Origin of the sequence: Streptomyces sp. NPDC101118 (genome assembly GCF_044759445.1) — a bacterium.
Lineage (GTDB): Bacteria > Actinomycetota > Actinomycetes > Streptomycetales > Streptomycetaceae > Streptomyces.
Genome location: NZ_JBIVZG010000002.1, coordinates 347151 through 369211 on the forward strand (window position 1 = coordinate 347151; position 22061 = coordinate 369211).

The 22061-nt window shown below is 75.3% G+C and carries 19 protein-coding genes; 8 read left to right on the forward strand and 11 right to left on the reverse strand.

Annotated elements, in window-relative coordinates:
* Positions 1–144 precede the first annotated feature (144 nt).
* The 4 genes from ACIQUQ_RS04500 to ACIQUQ_RS04515 form a co-directional block, all read right to left on the reverse strand.
* Positions 145–1869: an acyl-CoA dehydrogenase family protein gene (locus ACIQUQ_RS04500; protein WP_403971219.1), complete on the reverse strand. Its 1725-nt coding sequence runs from the start codon at positions 1867–1869 to the stop codon at positions 145–147.
* A 66-nt stretch (positions 1870–1935) separates the two neighbouring features.
* The gene (locus tag ACIQUQ_RS04505) at positions 1936–2514 is read right to left on the reverse strand and encodes a PadR family transcriptional regulator (protein WP_403971221.1); all 579 of its coding nucleotides are present in this window, start codon (positions 2512–2514) and stop codon (positions 1936–1938) included.
* A 130-nt stretch (positions 2515–2644) separates the two neighbouring features.
* The gene (locus tag ACIQUQ_RS04510; protein ID WP_403971223.1) at positions 2645–4474 is read right to left on the reverse strand and encodes a VanW family protein; all 1830 of its coding nucleotides are present in this window, start codon (positions 4472–4474) and stop codon (positions 2645–2647) included.
* 160 nt (positions 4475–4634) lie between these two features.
* Positions 4635–5336, reverse strand: a complete 702-nt coding sequence (locus ACIQUQ_RS04515) for a M15 family metallopeptidase (protein ID WP_403971225.1) — start codon at positions 5334–5336, stop codon at positions 4635–4637.
* 188 nt (positions 5337–5524) lie between these two features.
* On the opposite strand from ACIQUQ_RS04515, the gene ACIQUQ_RS04520 reads away from it, so the two are divergent.
* Both ACIQUQ_RS04520 and ACIQUQ_RS04525 read left to right on the forward strand, forming a co-directional pair.
* The gene (locus tag ACIQUQ_RS04520; RefSeq protein ID WP_403971227.1) at positions 5525–7333 is read left to right on the forward strand and encodes a serine/threonine-protein kinase; all 1809 of its coding nucleotides are present in this window, start codon (positions 5525–5527) and stop codon (positions 7331–7333) included.
* A 160-nt stretch (positions 7334–7493) separates the two neighbouring features.
* Positions 7494–8096 (forward strand): histidine phosphatase family protein, encoded by a 603-nt coding sequence (locus ACIQUQ_RS04525; RefSeq protein WP_403971229.1) that lies wholly within the window; start codon positions 7494–7496, stop codon positions 8094–8096.
* On the opposite strand, the gene ACIQUQ_RS04530 is transcribed toward ACIQUQ_RS04525, so the two are convergent.
* A complete protein-coding gene (locus tag ACIQUQ_RS04530; protein ID WP_403971231.1) occupies positions 8018–8704 on the reverse strand; it encodes a cysteine hydrolase family protein in 687 nt (228 codons plus the stop codon). The two genes, ACIQUQ_RS04525 and ACIQUQ_RS04530, sit on opposite strands and share 79 nt — an antisense overlap.
* A gap of 64 nt (positions 8705–8768) precedes the next feature.
* Positions 8769–9629 (reverse strand): SDR family NAD(P)-dependent oxidoreductase, encoded by an 861-nt coding sequence (locus tag ACIQUQ_RS04535; protein ID WP_403971233.1) that lies wholly within the window; start codon positions 9627–9629, stop codon positions 8769–8771.
* A 136-nt stretch (positions 9630–9765) separates the two neighbouring features.
* Between ACIQUQ_RS04535 and ACIQUQ_RS04540 the strand changes: the two genes are divergently transcribed.
* The 3 genes from ACIQUQ_RS04540 to ACIQUQ_RS04550 all read left to right on the forward strand — a co-directional run bounded on the left by ACIQUQ_RS04540 (position 9766) and on the right by ACIQUQ_RS04550 (position 12301).
* A complete protein-coding gene (locus ACIQUQ_RS04540; protein ID WP_403971235.1) occupies positions 9766–10236 on the forward strand; it encodes a MarR family winged helix-turn-helix transcriptional regulator in 471 nt (156 codons plus the stop codon).
* Positions 10237–10481: 245 nt separating this feature from the next.
* Complete coding sequence (locus tag ACIQUQ_RS04545) at positions 10482–11186, forward strand: ankyrin repeat domain-containing protein (protein ID WP_403971237.1); 705 nt, start codon at positions 10482–10484, stop codon at positions 11184–11186.
* Positions 11183–12301 (forward strand): hypothetical protein, encoded by a 1119-nt coding sequence (locus tag ACIQUQ_RS04550; RefSeq protein WP_403971239.1) that lies wholly within the window; start codon positions 11183–11185, stop codon positions 12299–12301. The genes ACIQUQ_RS04545 and ACIQUQ_RS04550 overlap by 4 nt, the downstream gene beginning before the upstream one ends.
* A gap of 101 nt (positions 12302–12402) precedes the next feature.
* Here the strand turns inward: ACIQUQ_RS04550 and ACIQUQ_RS04555 are convergent, their stop codons facing one another.
* Positions 12403–13899, reverse strand: a complete 1497-nt coding sequence (locus tag ACIQUQ_RS04555) for a hypothetical protein (RefSeq protein ID WP_403971241.1) — start codon at positions 13897–13899, stop codon at positions 12403–12405.
* A 473-nt stretch (positions 13900–14372) separates the two neighbouring features.
* Between ACIQUQ_RS04555 and ACIQUQ_RS04560 the strand changes: the two genes are divergently transcribed.
* Positions 14373–15635, forward strand: coding sequence for a cytochrome P450 (locus ACIQUQ_RS04560; protein ID WP_403971796.1), 1263 nt, complete (start codon positions 14373–14375; stop codon positions 15633–15635).
* Positions 15636–15654: 19 nt separating this feature from the next.
* On the opposite strand, the gene ACIQUQ_RS04565 is transcribed toward ACIQUQ_RS04560, so the two are convergent.
* Positions 15655–16188, reverse strand: coding sequence for a TerD family protein (locus ACIQUQ_RS04565; RefSeq protein ID WP_403971243.1), 534 nt, complete (start codon positions 16186–16188; stop codon positions 15655–15657).
* Positions 16189–16653: 465 nt separating this feature from the next.
* On the opposite strand from ACIQUQ_RS04565, the gene ACIQUQ_RS04570 reads away from it, so the two are divergent.
* Together ACIQUQ_RS04570 and ACIQUQ_RS04575 are read left to right on the forward strand one after the other, a co-directional pair.
* The gene (locus ACIQUQ_RS04570; protein ID WP_403971245.1) at positions 16654–16869 is read left to right on the forward strand and encodes a hypothetical protein; all 216 of its coding nucleotides are present in this window, start codon (positions 16654–16656) and stop codon (positions 16867–16869) included.
* 116 nt (positions 16870–16985) lie between these two features.
* Positions 16986–17492, forward strand: a complete 507-nt coding sequence (locus tag ACIQUQ_RS04575; protein ID WP_403971247.1) for a DinB family protein — start codon at positions 16986–16988, stop codon at positions 17490–17492.
* 27 nt (positions 17493–17519) lie between these two features.
* Here the strand turns inward: ACIQUQ_RS04575 and ACIQUQ_RS04580 are convergent, their stop codons facing one another.
* The 3 genes from ACIQUQ_RS04580 to ACIQUQ_RS04590 all read right to left on the reverse strand — a co-directional run bounded on the left by ACIQUQ_RS04580 (position 17520) and on the right by ACIQUQ_RS04590 (position 22045).
* The gene (locus ACIQUQ_RS04580; protein WP_403971249.1) at positions 17520–17924 is read right to left on the reverse strand and encodes a hypothetical protein; all 405 of its coding nucleotides are present in this window, start codon (positions 17922–17924) and stop codon (positions 17520–17522) included.
* 20 nt (positions 17925–17944) lie between these two features.
* Positions 17945–20302, reverse strand: coding sequence for a hypothetical protein (locus ACIQUQ_RS04585; protein ID WP_403971251.1), 2358 nt, complete (start codon positions 20300–20302; stop codon positions 17945–17947).
* A 198-nt stretch (positions 20303–20500) separates the two neighbouring features.
* The gene (locus ACIQUQ_RS04590) at positions 20501–22045 is read right to left on the reverse strand and encodes a caspase family protein (protein WP_403971253.1); all 1545 of its coding nucleotides are present in this window, start codon (positions 22043–22045) and stop codon (positions 20501–20503) included.
* Positions 22046–22061: the final 16 nt, after the last annotated feature.

The window sequence follows — 22061 nt, forward strand, 5'->3', positions numbered from 1 at the left end:
CTGTACCTGGTAATTGTCGCCCCCCCGCTCCACCTTCTGCTTACCCGGCCGCCCGGGCCCCGCTCACCCGCGCCCCCCCCCCGCCCCGCGGGGGGGGCCGGCCCTGCGGGGGCCCCCCCCCACGTCCGTCCTGGTACTCCCGCGCTACTGCGCCATCTCGTACGAGCCCGACAGCGCCTCCACCCGCGCCCAGACCCGCTCCGAGCGGCCGGCGCCGACGACCGGGCGGCGGACCGCGCCCAGCGCCCACTCCTGCTGCGCCTCCGTGGCCGAGTCCTTGCCGTGCAGCTCCACCGCGTGCGCGGAGAAGTCGCGTACGAGCACGGCGAACAGCTCGTCCAGCACGTCCTGGTCCAGGCCGGTCAGGCGCGCCTGCTCCAGGATCAGCTGGCCGTGCACGACCAGCGCGAACAGCTGGCCCACGGCCAGCAGCAGGTCCAGGTCGCGGCTCTGCGCCTCGTCCGGCGCCGCGGTCCGCACGAAGTCGCACAGGGCGTCGGCCTGCTCGCGGAACCGGGCCACGTTCGGCAGCTCGGCGTACGCGTCGAACGCGGTCCGCCAGTCGTGGAAGCGCACCGACCCCAGCCCGCGGGCCGGACCCTGGCGGAACAGGAAGTCGTCGTCGGCGGCGTCGAGACGGGTCGGCACCGGCGCGAACTCGACCGGCTCCAGCAGGTGGTTGCGCATGAACTTCAGGATCAGGGCCAGGTTGACGTGGACCGTGCCCTCCAGCTTGGGCAGGCCGCGGATCTCGACGGCCGCCTGCGCGAAGTAGTTGTCCTTCTCGAAGCCCTTGGCGGCGATCACGTCCCACATGAGGTCGATGACCTTCTCGCCCTCGGTGGTCACCTTCATCTTCGTCATCGGGTTGAAGAGGAGGTAGCGGCGGTCCTCGGGACCGGCGGTGCGGAAGTAGTCGACGGCGCGGTCGCTGAACAGCTTCATGCCGACGAGGCGGACGTACGCGTCGGTCAGCTCGCGCCGGACGTGCGGGAAGGCGGTGACGGGACGGCCGTACAGGATGCGGTTGTGCGCGTGGGTGACGGCCTCGTACATCGCGTGCTCGCAGATGCCGATCGACGCCGTGCACAGGTTGAACTTGCCGACGTTGACCGTGTTGAGCGCCGCGTCGAAGGCGGCACGGCCGGTGTGCAGCACGTCCTCCGCACGGACCGGGTAGTCCTCCAGGCGGAACTCGCTCACGTACTTCGAGGAGTCGACGACGTTCTTCACCAGGTGGTACGCCGGGTGGCGGCTGTCGGCGGCGAAGAACACGTAGCCGTCGGGGCCCTCGACGTCCGTGCGGCGGCCGAAGACGGACACCAGGCCGGCGGCGTTGCCGTTGCCGATGTAGTACTTGGAGCCGGTGGCCCGGAAGCCGCCGTCGGCGGACGGCTCCAGCAGCATGTCGGTGGAGTAGATGTCCGCGCCGTGGGTCTTCTCCGACAGGCCGAACGCGAACACCTCGCCCGACGCCAGGAGTTCGGCGGCCCGGGCGCGGGCCCCGTCGTTGTCGCTCTGCCAGACCGGGCCGAGGCCCAGGATGGTCACCTGCCAGGCGTACCAGTAGTCCAGCCCGTAGAAGCCGAAGATCTCGTTGAGGGCGGCGATGCGCGCGGTGTCCCAGCGCTTGTCCTGCTCGCCCTCGCCGGCCGCGGCGGCCGGGGTCAGGAAGGCCGCGAACAGGCCCTCCTTCGCCTGGAACGCCAGGAAGTCGGCCAGCCAGGCGCGCGAGCGGTAGTCCTCGATCAGCCGGCGCTTGCCGCGCTGCTCGAACCAGTCGACGGTCGCGCGCAGCAGCCTGCGGGTCTCCGGGTCGAAGTGCGCCGGGTCGTAGGTGCGCGGGTTGAACAGCAGCGGGTCGGTCATGGACCTTCGCCTTTCGGGTTCGAGGTGCGGATCGAGGGCGCAGCGGAGGGGGCAGGGCGCTGCGGGTCAGCTCTCGGTGAGCCGGTGGAGGGTGGCGAGCACGTCCTCGAGCCACGCGAGCATCATCCGCTCGTACGCGATGCCGCCGCGCAGCACCACGTGCTGGAGCTCGCGGGCGGCGCCGGTCCGGAGCTCGTGGGCGGCTCCGGGCGCCGCCGGGGCGTCCGGTCCGGTGAAGTCGCGCAGCTCTCCCGCGAGGTAGTGGACGAGCCGGTCGGCGTGCGCCCGGTGGTGCAGCTCGACCTCGCGGATCAGGGCCGCCGGGTCGTCGAAGGCCGCGCCGCGGATCTTGACGGCCAGCTCGTGGCGGACGCTGTCGGGCTGGACCGGTTCGTGCAGCCAGGCCGCGAGGGCCTGGCGGCCGGCCGGCGCGACGGAGTACTCCTTCTTGTCCGGCCTGGCCTGCTGCGGTACGTCCCGGACGTCGACCCAGCCGTCCCCCTCCATGCGCTTGAGCACCCGGTAGATCTGCTGGTGGGTGGCGGTCCAGAAGTAGCCGATGGACCGGTCGAAGCGACGGGCCAGCTCGTAGCCGGAGCCGGGCTTCTCCAGCAGGGAGACGAGGATCGCGTGCTCAAGCGCCATGCCGTCGATCTTCTTATGCAACTCGTTGCATAGACAAGCGGGAGCCGCCGGGTGAGACGCGGCTCACCCGGCGGCCGGCCGCGACGGCCCCGTGGGCCCCTCGTGGCCCGTGCGTGCTGTGCTGCCCGCGCTACGCCTTCGGCGCGGGCGCGGCGGCGGTCCCGGCCGGCGCGCCCGGCTCCACGGTCCCGGCCGCCGGGGCCCCGGCCTCCTGGGTTCCGGCCTTCGGCGGCTCCGTCGGCTCCGGGCCGCAGGTGACCTCGTCGCGCGGGGTGTAGTGGGTCTTGTAGGTCTCCCGCTTGACCTCCTGGCCGCCCTGGACGAAGACGCGGTCGACGCTGACGTCGAAGCCCTCCAGCGGCGTCTGCACCTCGCAGGTCTCGCCGGTGCCGGTCCGCTTGCCGGGGGGCACCACGTTGGTCCGCTCGCTCTTGGTCGCGCGGATCTCGTCGTACTGCTTGGTGCCGAGCAGGGAGATGGTGACCGACGTGTCCGTCGACTCGGCCTTCACGTAGAGCGCGTGCCCGGTGTCGTTCTGCCAGCGCAGGTCGAGGGTGCCCCAGGCGACGGTCGCCTCGCGGCCCTCGGGGTAGCGCTCGATGTAGAACGAGTGGGCGCCGTGCTCGACCGGCTTCACGCCGGCGAAGAACGCGGCGTTGTACATGGTCGTCGCGACGGCAGAGACACCGCCGCCGGGCGACTTCACGTACTGCCCGCCGTTGATCATGATGCCGTCGACGAACCCGTTCTCCTTGGTCCGCTCGCCCACCGTGTCGTTGAAGCTCCAGGTCTGGCCGGGCATGACCACGGAGCCGTTGATCAGCTCCACGGCGCGCGCGATGTTGGTGATCCGGTACGGCGCCGCCGGGAAGTTCACGGTGAAGGAGGAGACCTTCTCCTGGATGCCCAGGCGCCGCGCCTCCGCGGTCGTGAGCCGGGGCTCCACGCTCGTGGTCTCCAGCGTGCCGGTACGGGCGTCGCCCGAGCGCGTCAGCAGCGTCAGGACGGTGTCGCCGAAGGCCTTCTCGGTGAAGCGCACACCGGCCCGGCCCGCCTCGGCGACGACCGCACGGCCCTTCGCGTCGACGCGGAAGGTCGCGTCCCGGGGCTCCGGAGCGGCCGCGGCGACCTGACGGGCGACCTCGCGCTCCGCCAGCAGCCCTGCGGTGTCCAGCTGCGGCACGAGGCGGCCCGAGGCGTCGGCACGGAACGTGAGGTGCTTGCCCAGCACGGTGGGGGAGAGGGTGACGGGCTTCCCGGCGAGGCGCACGGTGACCGGAGCGGACATCGCGGGCTCGGCGAACTCCCGCAGGGCCCGCTCCGTCTCCTGGGCCCCCACCTTCGGTGCCTGCTCGTCCACGGGCAGGGCCACGGGGCCGGTGCCGGGGCGCAGGTAGGCGGCCCGGACCGCGTCGGCGGCGCGGTCGGCACGCAGGGTCACGCCGGTGACGGGGGCGGCGGCGCGGGCCGTGCCGTCCTCGAAGGTGACGGCGCCGTCGCGGGGCGGGCGGGCGGTGGCGGCGAGACGCTCCGCGGCGGCCGTGCCGGCGGCCCGGTCCACGTGGACCACGGGCTCCACGGCCCCGCCCTGGGGCGGGGAGACGACGCGGCCGATCACGGAGACCGGGTCGGAGCCCGAGGGGGCGGCGCGGTCGACCGTGGCGCGGGGGTCGAAGGACAGGCCGAAGGCGGCGGGGGAGACGCTCTCGACCCGGTCGCCGACCTTCAGGGCCATGGGCGCGGTCGCGGCCTCGCCGAGCCCGTGGCGCAGGGCCGACTCGGCCTCCGCACGGTTCATGCCGCCTATGTCGACGCCCCGGACCGTGGTGCCCTCGGCTATGCCGTCGGCCCCGAAGGCCAGACCGGCGCCGTAGAGGCCGCCGAAACCGAGCACGGCGGCTCCACCCACCAGGGGCAGGGTGATCCGCCAGTTGTTCGCCCAACGGGGTACGGGTCGCATGTCTCTCCTGGTGCTTGCGGGCACGACGGACGGGTCCGGTGGCCACCCCCGCACCTCCCCGTGCGCCGGACCAGGAACCAGCATGAGGTGAATAGTCCGAAATAGGGCATAAATGTGCGCGTTCTCACGATCGGCGGGGACCGGGAACACCGCCCCGGTCTCAGTGCCCGTTCGCCGAGAAGTGCTGGTAGTCGGGGTCGCTCCAGTGCCCGCCCCACTCCCACCCGGCCGCACGGAACGCGGTGGCCAGGGCACCGTCCGCCAGGATCACCCCCGGCCGGGCCGGCTCCCGGTCCACCAGGTGGCCGGCTGCGGCCGGCGGGTGGACGGTCCCGTTCCGGTCCACGTACGGGTTCTCGGCGGGGTTGACGTCCACGGCGTCGCCGTACGCGTGCTGCGACTGCCGCCCGGGCCGCCCCGTCACGGCGCGGCAGTTGAAGGCGGAGGTGTTGTCGTCCGCCATCGCCGCCCGGTCGTCGCCCCCGTACGCGGCCATCACGCGCATCCGGCGGATCGGGAACCGGTCCCGGAAGGCCTCGCCGAAGGCGTGCAGCACGGGGCCCACCGCGTCCTCGTGGACCACCATCTCGCCGCGGTGCACCCGGCCGTCGAAGCCCCAGTGGTTCATCCGGATCAGCCGGAGCCGCTCGGGCGGCACCGGGCAGCCCGGGCGGTACGTGGCACCGACGAACTCCGGCGGCACCGGGGTCACCCGGGCCGCGAGGACGGGCGTCGCCGGGTCGCCCACGCGGGCGGCGGCCACCTGCGCGGACCCCGCGGTCGCGTGCGCCGACGGGGCCCACCCGGGCACGGCCGAGCACAGCACGACCAGCAGCGCCAGGGCGGTCTTGGGCCGACCCACACGTCCAACGTAGGCGAATCCGGCGCCCTGCGCCGTCCGGCGGGGGAGCGGCGTCGGCACACCGGCCCGCTCCCGGTCGTCCGCAGTCGCCGGCGTGCCGCAGGGGGTGCCGTGGGCTTCCTCTAAGGTGACCACCGGACGGCCCGGACCGCTCGGGCCGGCAAGGTGCAGGGGGGCAGGGGGAGTTGGTGGAGTCTCTGGAGCCCGGCGACCCGTCGGAGATCGGCGGTTACCGCCTGCTGGCGCGGCTCGGCGCGGGGGGCATGGGCGAGGTGTTCCTGGCCAGGACGCACTCCGGCCGGCCCCTGGCGCTGAAGACCGTGCACCGGGACCTGAGCCGGGAGCCCGGCTTCGCCGAGCGGTTCGCCCGGGAGATACGCACCAACGACCGGGTGCGCTCCCCGTGGACGGTCTCGGTGGTCGACTTCAGTCCGCCGGGCGCGGCACCGCAGTGGCTGGCCACGGAGTACGTGGCCGCACCCTCGCTGGGCGACTGGGTGGGCCGGCACGGGCCGCTCGCCGGGCCCGTCGTCCACGCGCTGGCCCGGGAACTGGCCGCGGCGCTGGTCGCCGTGCGGGCGGTCGGCGTCGTGCACCGGGACATCAAGCCCGGGAACGTGCTGCTGGGCCCGGAGCGCCCGTACCTCATCGACTTCGGCATCGCCCGCGCCGTACAGGACCCGCGCCGCACCCGCACGGGCACGGTCCTCGGCACGCCGGGCTACCTCGCGCCCGAGCAGGCCACCGGGGAGGTTGCCGGGGCGCCGGCGGACGTGTTCTCGCTGGCCGCGGTGCTGGTGTACGCGGCCACCGGGCGGGGGCCCTTCCTGGCCGACGCCGAGGAGCTGAGCCTGCCGGCCCTGCTGTACCGCGTCGTGCACGACGAGCCCGGTCTCACGGGAGTGCCGGACGCCCTGCTGCCCCTGGTGCGGGACTGCCTGGCCAAGGCACCGGAGGACCGGCCCACCGCCGAGGAGGTCTGCGCGCGGCTGGGCGGTCCGGCGGCCGAGGGGACCTGGGCCGCGGCGGTTCCGGCCCCGCTGGCGGCGGACGCCGCGCGCCGGGCACAGGAGCTGGGGCACCTGCTCACGACGCCGCTGCGGCGGGCCGCGGAGGCGCCGCCCGGCGCGCCGGGCGGCGAAGGTGGCGCGGCGCCGACACCGACGGCGCCCGGTACGCCGCCGCCCGGCCCCGTGGCGGGCGGGCCCGGGCCTGCTCCCGCGGGCGGCGCGTCGGCGGCTTCCGACGGCGGTGCGCCCGTGGCTCCCGGTACGCCCGCACCCACTCCCGTCCCCGGCCTGCCGACGGCTCCCGGCTCGCCGCCGTCCGACCCTGCCGCGCCGCCCGCCGGCACCGGCACGCCGGCACCCGCTCCGACTCACGGCGCGCCCGCACCCCCGCCCGTTCCCGGCATCCCGGCGGGGACCGGGACCCCGTCCTCCCGGGGCCGGGTGATCGCGGCCGTGGCGGGCGCCGCCGCACTCGCGGTGGTGGTGACGCTGGCCGTCACCTCCCCCTGGAACGGCGGGGACGGCGACGCCGGCGCGAAGGGCGGGAAGTCGCCCACCCCCTCCGCGGCGGGTCCGGGGACCGCGGCCTCCCTCCCGGCGTCCTGGGTCGGCACCTGGGCCGGGGTCGGCCCCGGCACGCCGAAGGCGGACGGCCTGACCCAGGCCCGGACGCGGCAGTTCGAGGTCACGGTCACCCTCCAGGGCGGCGCCGTGGGCGAAGTGGTGGGGCGTCAGGTCAGCAACCTGGAGGAGATCGGCACCGGCCGGAACCTGGGCTGCACGGAGGCGCTCGAACTCCGCCAGGTCCGCGGCGACACCGTGTTCCTCCTGGCCGCCACCAGCCATCCCACCGACAGCACCGCCCCGTTCACCTGCCCCCAGGGCAACCTGTACGTGGTGACCCTGAGCGCACCCGACCGTGTGAAGCTCGAATCGGAAGGGGCCCAGTCGGCCGGCGCGCCAGGCACCCTGACCCGGAAGCGCTGACCGGCGCGGCCCGCCGCGGGGTGGTCCGTCGCTGCGGCCCGTCGCCGTGGCCCGTCGTGAGGGGCTCGTCGTGTGGCGGTCCGTCGTGAGGCGGTCTGTCCCGGGACGGGCCGGCCGCGGGACGATGGCCGCCCGGCCCGCGACCACTGGGGAGACCGTCATGGCCGTCGAGATCGTCTACGAGACCCACTCGATCACGGAGGACAACGAGCGCGGCATCGCCACCGGCCGGCTCCCGGGCCGCCTCTCCGAGCGCGGCCGCCACCTGGCAGCCCGTCTGGGCGAGCGGCGCCGCGACGACGGCCTCGCCGCCGTGTACTCCTCCGACCTGCACCGGGCGGTGGAGACCGCGCGGATCGCGTTCGCGGACACCGGCATTCCCCTCCGCCAGGACCGGCGGCTTCGGGAGTGCGACTACGGCGAGCTCAACGGCCGCCCCGTCACCGAGGTCGCCGCCGTCCGGGCCCGGCACATCGACACCCCCTTCCCCGGCGGTGGCCAGAGCTACCGGGAGGTCATCGAGGCCACGGCCGGCCTCCTCGCCGACCTCCACGCGCGCCACGACGGGCAGCGCGTCCTGCTCATCGCCCACTCGGCCAACCGCTGGGCGCTCCAGTGCCTGCTCGGCGGCGGCGCCATCGAGGACCTGGTGGACGCGCCCTTCCGGTGGCAGGAGGGCTGGTACTACACCTTCCCCGCGGCCCCGCCCGACAGCAGCGCCACCACCGCGGCCGTCGACCGGACGTCGCCGAAGCTGCGGTAGACCGTCTCCAGTACGGCGTTGTGCGCGGCATCGCTGCGGGTCGCGCAGGCGTCGGCGACGAGCACCGCCCGGTAGCCGAGCGTCGCCGCGTCCCGCACCGTGGCGGCCACGCACACGTCGGTGACCAGCCCGCAGACCACGACCGTGTCCACCCCGCGCTCCGCCAGCACCTCGGGCAGCGGGCAGCGCCCCGGGAAGAACGCGGAGGGTGCGCTCTTCTCCAGCACGGCGTCGCCGGGCCCGGGCACCAGCCCCGCGGCCAGCCGCTCCGCGGGCGGGCCGGTGCCGCCGGACCGCCGGTACGCCTCGGCCGCCTGGGCCCCGTAGAACCCCACCGCCCACGGGTCCGGACGCGCCGCGACGGCGGGCAGCACCCACGCGACGGTCCCGCCGGCCGCCCGCGTCGCGTCGGCGAGCTCCCGTACCCGCGGCACCACCGAGGCCGTGTACGCGCTGCCCGTCACGAAGAACCCGACCACGTCCACCACCACGAGCGCGGTCCGCTCCGGGCACAGCTCCTCGTACGCGAACCGCCGCCCGCGCCGGCGCTCGTGCCGCTCGTACTCGTGGCCGCCGATGGCCCACCGGTGCCGCCGGTCCTCGTCCACAGGCCTCCCGTCACCCCTCGCGGCGGCGGCCCGCGCCGGCCGCCGGGTGATGGCTCCCCGGCGGTCAGGCCACCCAACCCCGCGTCATGCCGACGACCGCCGAGCCGTCCAGGTCGGCGAGCTTGCCGGAGACGAACTCGCGGGCCCAGTCGGAGGTCTGGACGCGGAAGGCGGGCCGCTCGGCGGTGAGCGCCTCGATGACCGGCGCGGCCGCCTCGGCCGAGGTCTGCGCGGCGGTGAAGGTCTGCATCGTGCGGTTGATGTACGCCTCCAGCGCGGGGGCGTACGGGCCGGCGGCCTTCAGCATCTCCGGCACGTCGACGCCGATGTTGTTGACGAACTCGCTGGCCACCGCGCCGGGCTCGACCACGGTGACGTCCACGCCGACGGTCGCCGCGACCGGCGCGAGCGACTCCATGAACCCCTCGACCGCGAACTTGGCCGCGCAGTAGGCCTCGTTGAAGGGCTGGCCGACCACGCCGCCCACGCTGGTGACGGTGATCAGACGGCCGCCGACGGCCCTCAGGTGCGGCAGCGCGGCGTGGCTGACATTGATCACGCCGAAGAAGTTCACCTCCATCGTGGCGCGCACGTCGCCGAGGGAGGCCTGCTCCAGGGTGCCGACGCGGCCCGCCCCGGCGTTGTTGACCACCGCGTCCAGCCGCCCGTACTCGGCGATCACCGCGTTGACGCAGGCGGTCACGGTGTCGGTGTCCACCACGTCGAGGCGCTTCACGTCCACCCGGTCGGCGACGCCCGCCGCCTCGGCGGCCTCGCGCAGTGCGGTGGCCTTGCCCAGGTCGCGCATGGTGGCGACGGTCCGCCAGCCGGCCTGCGCCGCGGCCACCGCGGTGGCCAGGCCCATGCCGGAGGAGGCGCCGGTGATCAGGACGACCTTGTCGGTGCTGTCGGGGGTGCGGGTCATCGGGGGACTCCTTCTGGATTCGGTTCGCCTCAATGGCAAACAAACAGGGGTATACCGCAAGCAATCGCTACTTGCGTGCACACGCACACATCCTAGGTTTGTGTGCACGCGCACGCAAGCCGGTAAACTGGGGATCATGAGCCGCGAGGACATCACCCTGGGAGAACTCTCCGACCGGGACCACGCCTTCTACGGCCTGGTCTGGGCGGGCACGACACTCACCACCCGGGTGGACCAGGCGCTCACCCGCGCCCACGACCTGCCGCTCTCCTGGTTCGAGGTCATGCTCTGGCTGAACGCCCAGACGGCCCCGGTCGCGCCCTCCTCGCTCGGCGCCAGGACCCTGCTCAGCCGCAGCCAGGTCTCCCGGGTCCTCGACGCCCTCCAGGCGCGCGGCCTCATCGAGCGCGTCCCCTCCGTCACCGACGCCCGCTCGGTCGGCATCGCCCTCACCGCCGAGGGCCGCAAGGCCTTCGCGGAGGCCGACGCCACCCGCCGCCAGGCGCTGGCCGAGGCCTTCGACGACCGCCTCGAACGGTCGGACATCGACGCCCTGAACACCGTCTGGGCCAAGCTGAAGGCGACCGCGCCGCCGCGCAGCCGCTGAGCGGGCGGCCGGGGGGCCCGACGGGCCGGAGCGGGCAGCCGGCGGCGCCCGGTCAGCCGGAATTGGCCGGGCCCGGGTCAGCCGATCGGATGACCCCCGGGTCCACCGGGCCGCGCACGGGCACCAGCCGGTCCGGGGAGGCCCGGAGGCTGCCCCGCCGCCGAGGATGGTTGCGGCGGGCACCCGCCCGGACCGCGCGCCCCACGGCGCGCCGCCGACCGTCGACAGCACCGGGGACGACCACCATGAACGCACACGACGCGCGCCTGCTCACCGCGGCCGCCGACGGCGACACCGCCGCGGTGGCGGCCGCCCTGCGGGACGGCGCCGCGATCGAGGCCCGCGACCCGCACGGCCGCACCGCGCTGCTGCTGGCCGCGCTCGGCGACCACGTCGGCACCGCACGGGCCCTGGTCGGGGCGGGGGCCGACCCCGACGCCCAGGACCAGCGGTCCGACAGCCCCTGGCTGGTCACCGGCGTCACCGGCAGCGTCCCGATGATGCGGACCCTCCTGGCGGCCGGCCCCGACCTGCGGCTGCGCAACCGCTACGGCGGTGTCAGCCTGATCCCGGCCGCCGAGCGCGGCCACGTCGAGTACGTGCGCGCGGTCGTGCGGGAGACCGACATCGACGTCGACCACGTCAACCGGCTCGGCTGGACCGCGCTCCTGGAGGCCGTCATCCTCGGCGACGGCGGACCCGCGCACGAGGAGATCGTGGAACTGCTGGTCACGGCCGGTGCTGACCCCCTCCTCGCCGATCACGACGGCGTGACCGCCCTCGAACACGCCGAGCGGCGCGGGTTCACCGGCATCGCGGACTTCCTCCGCGCCGTCACCGCCCGCCGCACGGGCCCGGCCGGCGCCGCGAACCCTGCGGGAGCTGAGCGTTCCCCGGACTCCGCCGGCCCCGCCGGCCCCACGGACCCCACGGCCGGAGCCGGCCGGTGAGGCCCCGCCGTCCCGCCCGCGTCCTGCTGCTCCCCGTCCTGGCCGCGGCGGCACTGCTCTCCGCCTGTACGCCCGCCGACGGCGCGGAGGACTCCACGGCCCCGGCGCCGACGCGTGCCGTGCCCGCCCCCGCCGCGCCGCCGGCCCCCGGCACCCTGCTGGTCGCCGACTTCGGCGCCGACACCGTCACCTTCGTGGACCCGGTGCGCGGCGCCACCGGCTCGGTACGGGTCGGCACGGCCCCGTACGGCCTGGCCCTCGGCGCGGACGGACGGGCCTGGGTGGCGACGGCGGAGGGCGTCGCCGTCGTCGACACCCGTACGCGCACCCGGTCGGCCCTCGTTCCGTACCGCACCGCCACCGGCCGCCCGGACACGGGGGAGTACCGCGGCGGCGGCATGGGCATCGCGCTGTCGCCCGACGGCAGCCGCGCCTTCGTCGGCGTGAACGTCCCCGGCCGCAACGGCGTCCTGGAGGTGGTCGACACCGCCCGCCTGGAGGTCACGGACACCGTCCCGGTCGGGCGCCGCCCCTTCGACGTGGACGTCTCGGCCGACGGCCGCGAGGTGTACGCCACCGGGCACGACTCCTTCGACGTGACCGTGGTGGACGCCGGCTCGCTGCGCCCCCGCCGCATCGAGGTGGCCCCGTACGGCACCGAGGGCGGGCTCGGTTCCTGGCTGAAGCCGCACTACGCCGCCGTACGGCCCTCGGACGGCAGGCTGCTGCTGCCCTTCGAGGGCGAGCGGCTGGTCGTACTGGACCCGCGGACCGGGAAGTCGACGGTGGAGCCGATGACGGCCGACACGCACCAGCACGGCGTCGCCGTCGCACCGGACGGGGCGCTGCTGGTCGTCGGCACCGGTCCGATCGACCCTGAGGAGGACGCGGGCGCCTCGCTCACGGTCCGGGCGCCCGACGGCCGCGAGCGCGTCGTCCCCCTGGACGGGCCGCACGAGTCGGTGGCGGTGTCCCGCGACGGCAGGACCGCGTACGTCTCCGGCGGGTTCACGCGGGACGGCCACTGGGACGGCATCACCGTCGTCGACCTCGCGAGCGGCGCGACCCGCCGCCTCCCTGCCGGGGAGCGGCCGTTGGGGATCGCCGTGCTCTGACGGACGTCGCGGACCGGTGGTCGTGCCGCACGGCCGGCGGGGCCGGAGACAGACGGCGTGAGGGCCGGCCGGACCGAGGTCCGGCCGGCCCCCACGCGCACTCAGGCGGACGTCTTCCCGTGACCGGAGGCGAGGGGCCATTCACGGTTCAGCGAGCCCAGCGGGATCCGCTTCCGGAAGATCGGCGTGCCGAAGACCGAGAGCTGGAGCTGCAGGTGTCCGCTCAGGTCGAACCCGCCGTGCACCGACCAGGAGCCGGCCAGCGTCGCGCTGCCGTCCGTGGACGCGGTGCCGGTGGCCTCGGCGCCGGCCCGGAGGTACGGCGCGAAGTCCGCGCCGACGCCGGCCATCCCGTACAGGCCGACGGACGCCTCGGCGCCCAGCGCGGCCTTCGCCCGGCCGGCCGCCGTGACCGTGGCCGTCACCGGCGTGCTCGTGACCTCGGAGGTGCCGACCGGGGTCCAGCCCTGCCCGCGGGCGTAGCTGCCGCCGACGCGGAAGTCGCCCTTCACGTCCTGGCGCACGTCGAGGGTGATCCGGCCGTCGGCCTCCAGCAGCAGGTACACGGTCAGGTCGAGGTTGACGACCACGGGGACCGGCCCGACCTGGATGACCGGGTCGGCGTGCAGCTTGGCGAAGGGGATCCGCTGGGAGGCGGTGGCCGCCGCCCGGCCCTTGAGGGCCCACTGCGCGGACCAGTCGCCGCTCATGCCGAGGAACGCGGTGCCGGGGCCGGACCTGCCCGGCGCGCCGAGTGCGCCGCCGTCGTACGAGAACTCCACCTCCGGAGCCAGTTCCACGAAGCCCGACACGGAGGCGGCGGCCGACACCGGCGCGCCCTCCGCCGTCGCGAGCGCGGCACCGACGTCGAGCCGGAGCCGGCCCACGGGAACCTTCGCGCCGCTGGGACCGAAGTGGAGCCCGTCGGGCCTGGTCCAGGAGAACTTCACGCCGTCCACGAGGGGTTCGACGCCGATGGTGGACGGGTCGACCGGTACCTGGCCGGCGGCCTTGTCGTCGCCGAGGAGCGCGCTCAGGGCGGCGGGCCTGGTGACGACCTCCGTGCCGCGGCCCGTGGTCCCCACGACCTCGGTGACCTCGGCGAGGAGGCCGTCCGGCGCGCCGGGGGCGGGCGGGCTGGCGATCATGTCGCCGGCCCGTACGGGGGTGCTCCCGGCCGAGGAACCGGCGGAGGGACCGGCGGAGGGGCCGGCGGAGGGGCCGGCCGTCGCGCCGGGCTGCGTGGCGTCCGGTGCGCCGGGTGTGGCCTTCGGCGGCGGGGCGGGCTTCGACGGGGCGGATATGACGGCGCGTCGGGTGCGCCTGTCGTACGACGCCACCTTGAGGGCGCTCCGCTTGGCGCCGCCGGCCGCGGGCGCGCCGCCCTTGGCGTCGGGGCGGGCCACGGCCGTCGGCGTGCCGCGCGGCGCCTCGGCGACGGCGAGCTGCTCGCTGCCGGCCGCGGGGGCGGGGGCGACGGCCGCCACCGGGGTGGCGGGGGCGGACTCGGGGGCCGTACCGGCGGCCGAGCAGCCGGTGGCGGCGAGGGCGAGGGAGGTCAGTAACGGGACGAGGATGGTCCTGGCGGGCCTGCGCACGGGGGCGTCCTCCGCGGTTCGAGGATGAGGGGGGTGGATGCCGTCAAGATTCCTACTGGGAAGTAATGCGGCAGCGGAATCATGACATGAGCACGCGACTCTCTCGTAATCGACGGATCCTCAGAAGTGCTTCAAAAAACGACAGTTGAGGCTTGGATGGAATCGGGGAGTGAGGGCGTGGCCGGAGTCGGACGGACGGCTCGATGCGCCCTTTCACCCACCGCACGCGCTCCCGTACAGTCCGTCGTGCCCGTGCCCGTGCCCGTGCCCGTGCCCGTGCCCGTGCCCGTGCCCGTGCCCGTGCCGAGCCCGAGCCTGGCCCCCGTCCGTGCCTGGCCCCCGTCGTGCCGCCGTGCCCGCCGCCGGAGCCGACCGCCCCACTTCGCACCAGGAGCAGCCCCGTGGCCACCCACGCCGAGTCAGGCCCCGTCCCGGCCCCCTCGCCCGTGCCCTTCCCGCCGGCCGGGGAGGGGGTGCCGGTGCCCGAAGCCGACCCCGCGCTCGTCGCGCGCTGGCGCGCGGACGGCGGGGAGCTGGTGGACCTGCTCACCCGGACGCGTGAACTCCTGGGCGGCGTGGCAGCGTTCCGGCTCGGTCCGGACCCCACCGTGCTCGTCACCGACCCCAGGGCGGCCCAGCAGGTGCTCGCCCTGCACCCGGACCGGTACGTCAAGCGGTCCCACCGCGCCCGCCTGCTCGTCGGAGACGGCGTGCTCTCCGCCACCGGCGACGCCTGGCGCAGGCAGCGGCGGGTGCTCCAGGGCCAGTTCACGGGCAAGGGGATGCGGCGCTACGAGGACCGGATCGAGGCGGCCGCCCGTACGGCCGCGGCGCGCTGGGCGGCGTACGCCCGGACCGGCGAGGAGTTCGACCTGGGCGACGAGATGCGGCGCTTCGCCCTGGACACCATCTGGCGGTCCCTGACGGGGCACCCCCTCGACGCGCACACCGAGCGCGAACTGGCCGCCGTGTCCACCGTGATGGGCGCCCTCCCCACCCTGCCCGCCGGTGCCCCGGGGGCGGCGGTGGCCGCCGAGCTGGCCAGGATCGACGCCGTCGCCCGGCATGCGATCGGGGCGGCCCGCCGGGGCGAGGCCGGGCCGGACGGCCCGGGGCTGCTGCACGTGCTGCTCGACGCGGCGGGGGAGCACGCCGAGTACACCGACGACCTGCTCAGGGACGAGCTGGTTACCCTGCTGGTGGCCGGCCACGAGACCACGGCCACCACCCTGACCTGGCTGTACCTGCTCCTGGACCGTCACCCGGAGGCACGGGAGGAGGCCCTCGCCGCGGGTGGCGAGGGCACACCGGAGCGCCGTCAGGCCCTCGGCGCGCTCGTCCACGAGGCGCTGCGCCTGTACCCGGCCGCCTGGATCCTGCCGCGCCACGCGGTCGAGGACGGACTGCTCGCCGGGCACGTGGTGCCGGCCGGCACCGACGTCCTGGTCTGCCCGTACCTCACCCACCGTGACCCGGAGCTGTGGCCCGACCCGGAGCGCTTCGACCCGGCACGGTTCACCACGCCGGGCCGCCGCCCCTCCGAGCCCGGCAGCCACCTGCCCTTCGGCATCGGCCCCCGGGCGTGCCTGGGCCTGCAGTTCGCGCTGCGCGAGGCCACGGCCCTGCTGGAGCACCTGCTGCCGGCCCACCGGCCGCGCTTCCGCGCCACCCCGGCCGGAACGGTGTTCGGGATCACGGTCCGCCCGGACGGCCCCACCCCGGTCACGCTGGGCTGACGCCCGGGCCGGGGCTCGGTCAGCGGGCGCGGAGCGCGCCCATGGCCCGTACGAACTCCGCGGGCCCGGACTGCGAGCCGCGCAGCCCCGGTACGAAGGTCCAGGCGCCGGCCCCGTCACGCACGAACTCGGCCACCAGCACGGCCGGGCAGTCGCCCACCTCGGCGAAGCCGCCCTCGGCCAGCACGGTGTGCCCCTCGCGGATCCGGAACCCGGCGTTGGCTATCTCGCCGAAGGTCACCCGGCCGCCCTGGTCCTGCACGGACACGCCGACCACGACGCGGCCCAGCTCCGGCCGGATCCGGTCGAGTTCGAGGGTCATCACCTCGTCGAAACCGAAGCCCTGGCCGGTGCGGCTGTCACGGTCGAGGGTGATCGTGCCGTCGGGCGACCGGCTGCCGAAGTGCACGACGTACACCGGCTCGCCGTGCGGGTCGTCGGCCGCGTAGGTGGCCGCCACCAGGTCGAGGTCGTGCGGCGGCCGCCCGGCCGGCGCGGGATCCCACTTCAGCGCGACCTCGACCTTCGCCGGACCCTTGCGGAAACCGCTCATCGGCGCCCCCACCCCTCTCCTCCGCCGGCACCCGCCGGCCACCGTCGTGGACCCACCATGCTGCCACCCCAAGTGATCAAGCGTGCCCCGCATTTCGGCCGCATTCCCCCGTCACTCCCGTGCCTCGGCGCAGAGGACCCTGGGCCCCAACGGGTCTGCACCCTGGCTTTCGCACGCGGCGGGATCCAGCGTCGGCGGGGCGGACGGCGTCGCCGCCGGCTCCCAGACCCTCTGCGGCGCGGCCCCGCCCTCCGGCCCGCCCAGGTACAGCGTGGCGACACCGCCCGCGGCCACGAGCACCCCCCAGACGACGAGCGCCCACACCCACAGCCTCCGCCGCACGGCCCACCCCCGACCCCCGCCCACCGGCCCGCCCCTTCAGCGCACGCCTCGACGCCATGCTCCATCATGGGTCCGACAACGCCGCCGGAACGGCCGTGCGGCGCCGCGAGGGGAGTACCGGGCATGCAGCTGGTCGTGGACGGGGAACGCTTCACCGTCACCGAGCGCGAGGACGCGCGCGGTGTCTACGACTTCGCCTGGGACTCGGGCCCGAACGAGGGCTACGGCTTCACGACCGCGGTCCACGGCGCCGACTCCCTCACCCCGGCCGAACTCGAACAGTCCGCGCGCGACTTCCTCGCCCAGATCGACCCGGACACCGGCCACCTGCCGGACTAGGGCCCGTCCGGCGGTCACGCCGGGCGGGCCGTCGACGCCGGGAGACCGTGTCGAGGCAGCTTGGTCCGCCGAAAATGCCTCGACACCGGCCGCGGTGGTCGGGGACGCTTCGCGCGATGACCAGAACAGACGACACGCCGCCCGCGTGGGACGAGCGCACCCAGCTCACCACGTTCCTCGACTACACCCGTGACACCGCCCGCGCCAAGTGCGAAGGCATCTCCGCGGAGAACGCACGCAAGGCCCTCCTGCCCGGCTCACCGCTGATGACGATGAGCGGAGTGATCAACCATCTCCGCTGGGTCGAGTACTACTGGTTCCAGGTGGTCTTCCTCGGCGAGGAGGACCAGGGCCCCTGGACCGAGGAGGACCCCGACCGCGAGATGCGCATCGCCGTCGACTTCCCGCTGTCCCAGCTGCTCGACGAATACGCCGGACAGAGCGCCCGCTACCGCGAACTGGTCGCGGGGAGCGGGCTGGACGACCGGGCCGAACGAGCCGTCCGCGGCGGCCTCCACGTCGACCTGCGCTGGATCCTCCTCCACCTCACCGAGGAGACGGCCCGCCACAACGGCCACCTGGACATCCTGCGGGAGATGCTCGACGGCACGACCGGCGGCTAGGTTCCGTCCGGTCGCCCCCGGCCGCGCTCAGAAGGCCTGGACCAGGCGGGCGAGTTCGGCCACGGCCGCGGCCAGGGGGGCCGCGGGCTGCGCGAAAACCGTCAGGCGGTCCAGTGCTCTGCGGACCACTCCGGGCTCCGGCTGGTCCTCGTCGAGTTCCTCCCGCAGGCGGCGCAGCTCTGCGCGAGGGGCCTCCTGGTCGGGCAGCGCGGCCCGGTGTTCCTCCAGGAGCTGCTCGACCTGCCGGAGCAGGTCGTCCAGCCGGGTGCGCTGCTCGATGGTGGGGGCCTGCATGAAGACCTGGCCGGCCACGGCCCGGGCGTGCGGGCCCACGGCCTGGTTCGCCACGTGGCTGTGGCCCCCGTACTGCTGGATCCCGAGGTTCACGACGGGCCGGGCGCCGTCGGGCGAGGGCCCGGGCTGCTGGGACATGTCCATTCCTGCCTTCCTGTTCAACGGGTCGTCGTGCCGCCGGGCTGCGTCGGCCCCCCGGCACGGGCCGTGGCCGACCGGGCGTCGGCCCGTGCGCCGGGGCCCACGGCCTGGTTGCCCACGACGCTCACGCCGCCGGTCTGCAGGACGCCGTGGTTGAGGATGGTCTGGCTCTGGGCCCGGAAGTCGGAGGTGTCCACGCCGTGGTCGTCCAGGAAGTCCCGTACGGCGGCCAGCGCGTGCCGGTCGAGTGCGTTGAGCGTGCGCTGGGCGTCCAGCCGCTGGAAGTGGTGGAAGTACTGCGGCCCCGTACCGGTCTCCCGGATGCTCATCCTGGCGCCGCGGTCGAACGCCGGGTCCTCGGCGGCGACGTGCAGCTCGCGGCGGAGCAGACCGGGCCTGCGGCGCTCGGCCAGGGCATCCGCCAGGCACGCCCGCGGGGCCTGCCGCAGGGCGCCGGCGCTCCGTCGTACGGCGTTGAGCACCAGGCGCCGGCGCCGGTCCGGGGCCGGCGCGGCCGTACCGCGCTCAGCGCCCGGCGGCAGCAGGTCCATCACGTGGAACCCCCGTGGTGCGGGGTCCAGGACGAACCGCTCGCAGCGCAGGTGCAGGGTCCGGTCGGTCACCGCCACGTGGACGAAGTGGCTGGGAACCACCTCCCCGCCCCACAGGGGCAGGTGGGTGGCGAGCCACAGCCGGGCCACGCCGTCCGGCTGCCCCGCGATCCGGCGCAGCGCCTCGTCGGGCAGTCGGGTGGCGGGGGCGCGCAGCGGATCGGGCAGCAGCGGGCTGCCGGCGACGAGCTCCCGGCCGCTGACGAACACCCGCTCCTCGACCCGTAGTCCGGCCAGGTACGGGGCGTCCGCACCGCCGGCCTGGCCGGAGCCACTCGCGCCCGCCCCCGCGGCTGCCCCCGCCCCCGCCGCCGCCACGGTGGCGGCGGCGGTCGCGCGCAGCCCGCTCCGCAGCCGTTCCAGCACGTCCCAGGTGTCGAACGCGGCCACCCCGGCGGCCACCCCGGCGGGCGCGCCCGCGGCACCGTCCCCGGACGGTCCGGCGGCCGGCTGGGCGGGCAGCAACGGCACCGTGAGGTCCCAGGCCGAGTCCTGACCCCCGTAGCCGATGAACGGCGAGAAGGTGCTGTGGCACGTCACGTTGCCGCGCTGGGCCTCGGCCACGGCGGCGATCCTGGCCGCCGCCCACGGTTCGGCGGTCCCGGCGTCCGGCAGCCGGGCGGGGTCGAAGACCCCGCGCCGCAGGGCCCCGGCCAGCCGTGCGTCGACGTCGGTCTCCTCGTCGAGCAGCGCGCGCAGCGCCAGCGCGCAGGCCGCCGCCACCGCGAGGAGCGGCGGTACGCCGAACAGGTAGCCGCCCACCAGCCAGCTCAGCACCCCCGGCAGCGGCAGGGCCGACAGCGCGAGCCCCGTCAGCACGCCGGCCACCACCAGGCCGAAGACCGTACCGGCCAGTCGCCACGCCACCTCGGACGTGGGCGGAACCCCGCGGCCGCGGGCCACCTGGCGCGACGCGCGCGGCTCGGCAGCGGCCCCCAGCGCCCGGAGCGCGAACAGGGTGGGTAACACCCACAGCGGGCCGGCCACGAGCACCGGGCAGAAGGCCGCGGCCAGCCGCCGGTCACGCCGGCGGTGCAGCCGGCGGGCCGCGAGCGCGTGCCGGACGACGGGCACCAGGTCGATGCCGGGCGAGACGGCGACCGCGCCCAGCCCGTCTCCGAGTACGCCGTCCACCACGCGCCGCGCGAAGGGGGGATCCAGGTAGGTCCCGGCGCTGAGATAGCGGGTGATGTCACCGGGCGCGGTGCCGGTCGCGACCGGCTCGGTGGCGCTCGCGGTGGGGTGGGCCATGGCGGTGCTCCGTTCACGGGTGCGTGTGCGGAAGGCGGCGAGGACCCCGCGCCCGGTGCCGGGCGCCGTCGGGGCCCCGGCGTGGACGACGCCGATGAGCAGGCCCAGCAGCACGCCGAAGACCAGGGCGTCGAAGAGGTAGACGACCAGGGCTTCGGAGGGGGCCGTGCGCAGCAGGACGGAGCTGCCGGGGCCGGTGAGCGCGGCGACTGCCCACCACAGGAGCGTGGCGAGGACGGAGGTCACCACACCGGTGCCGAGGGCGGCGACCCACCGGACGCCGCCGGCCGCGGGGGCCCGGCCCACCAGGCGGGGCACGAAGAGCAGGGTGCCGAGCAGCAGCCCGACGAGTACCAGGTCGTCTTGCCAGGGGATTCCCGCCCCGAGGCGGTCGACGCGTTCCGTGAGGCTCCACCGGGGGACGAACAGCGACCGGTGGAGCAGCCAGACCACGCGGTCGTCCGGGTACCAGCCGCGCAGCGCCTCGACGGTCCACGGGCTGCCCAACGCCACCAGGACCCCGCACAGGAGTGCCGCTCTCCCCCTGCCGCCCACCCGTCTCATGGATCCCCCCGACCCGTTCGAGGCCTCGTACTCTAGGCAGCCCACCGCCGGAATGTCAGCCGTCGCGCTGGCACCCAGGCCCCAACACCGCAGGAACGAGCCACCATTGGCGCACGGAGCACCCCCGGCGGCGCCGGTTCCGGTTGCTCAGGCCAGGGTTGCCGCCAGCAGGGTGACGTTGCCGCCGCCGTGGTTGCGTTCGAGGGTGATGTTCACGTCCAGGAGTGAGGGCTCGGGGGTGCGGAAGGTGATGTCGTAGACCCGGAAGTAGTCCTTGTTCAGGGGGCCGGACGCGGTGTCGGCGTGGTCGCGGTAGGCGGGGCGGGCGTCCTTGCCGAGCGCGGCGGTGAAGCGCATCGCGCCCTGGCGGTAGCCGACGTACAGGCGGAACACCCGGGTCGTGCTCTTCGAGGGGACCAGGATGCGGAAGCCCGCGCCGGGCCCGCCCTGGTACACCACCGAACGGACGTTGCGCGCCGCCTGGTGGGGTGAGGCGCCGCCGGTCCACGAGAACGTCACGGGCTGCCCGCTCGCGTACAGCCTCGTCGGTTCCTCGGTGCCCAGTGCGGTGAAGTCCCCGATGACGAAGGCGTCCGCCTTGCGGGTCACGCAGTAGACGTTCAGGTGGGCGCACTCCGATGCCGCCGGCTTGCCGCCCGCGAACTCGGTCGTGGCGTCTTCGTCCTCGGGGAGGTACCCCCACTGCACCCAGTCGGTCCGGCCTTCCGACGACAGGTCGACGTTCCCGGTGAGGGCGCTCCCGGTACCCCGGAGCAGGCCCCCGACGCCGGGCGGGGACGCCGAGCCCCCGGCGCCGCCGAACGGGTCGAGCAGCACGACCGCGAGCGCGGCGAGCGCCACCGCGGCCGCCACCGCCAGAGCAGCGATCAGCCTGCCCGGCCGCGGTCGGGTCCGGCCTGTGGCCGGCCCCTCCGGCGGTTCCCGGTACGCCCGGTTGCGGGCCAGGGCGAGACGCGCGGCGCTGCTCCGGGTGGCCGCGAGGTCGGGGTGGGTCCCGTTGCGCCGGACCATCCTGCCGTACAGCTCGCGGTACAGGGTGTCCAGGTCGAGCAGCGGGGGCCCCTCGGGAAGCCCCTCCGACAGGACGGACACGAGTTCGTCGGTGAAGTCCGTCAGCGGCTGCCCGGCGGGCGAGATCGCCTGTTCGTGGCGCTTGGTCGCGGTGAGCAGGAAGATGCCGTCCACGGGCGGCTCTTCGCGCGTCGGCCGCCTCACCCCCATCGGCTCGGACGCCGCCGTCCCGCTGTAGCAGCAGTCCAGGATCACGATGTTGCGCTCGGCCCTGGACTCGTTGTGTTTGAGGGCCTTGACCACCGACTTGTAGAGGAGGGACCAGTTCGACCTCTGCCTCGTGGACCTCGGCATCGCCAGCCGCAGGCCCTCGTCGCCGGCCGCGTCGACGAGACCGTGCCCTGCGAAGTACAGGACGAAGGTGTCCTCGGCCTCCTGCGTGAGGGAGTGGATCCGGTCGATCACCTCCTCGGCGAGGCCGGGTCGCATGACGACGCAGTGCTCCGCGGCCAGACCCCACACCTCCGGGTCCGTCAGAGCCGCCCGTAGCGCTTCGAGGTTGTTGTCGACCGCGGGCAGGTCCGCCAGGTCGTTCGCCGCGAGGCGGGAGACTCCGACCAGCAGGCAGCGTGAGCGCGCCGGGTCCGGAAGCACGGCCACGTTCGGCCCGGCCCGG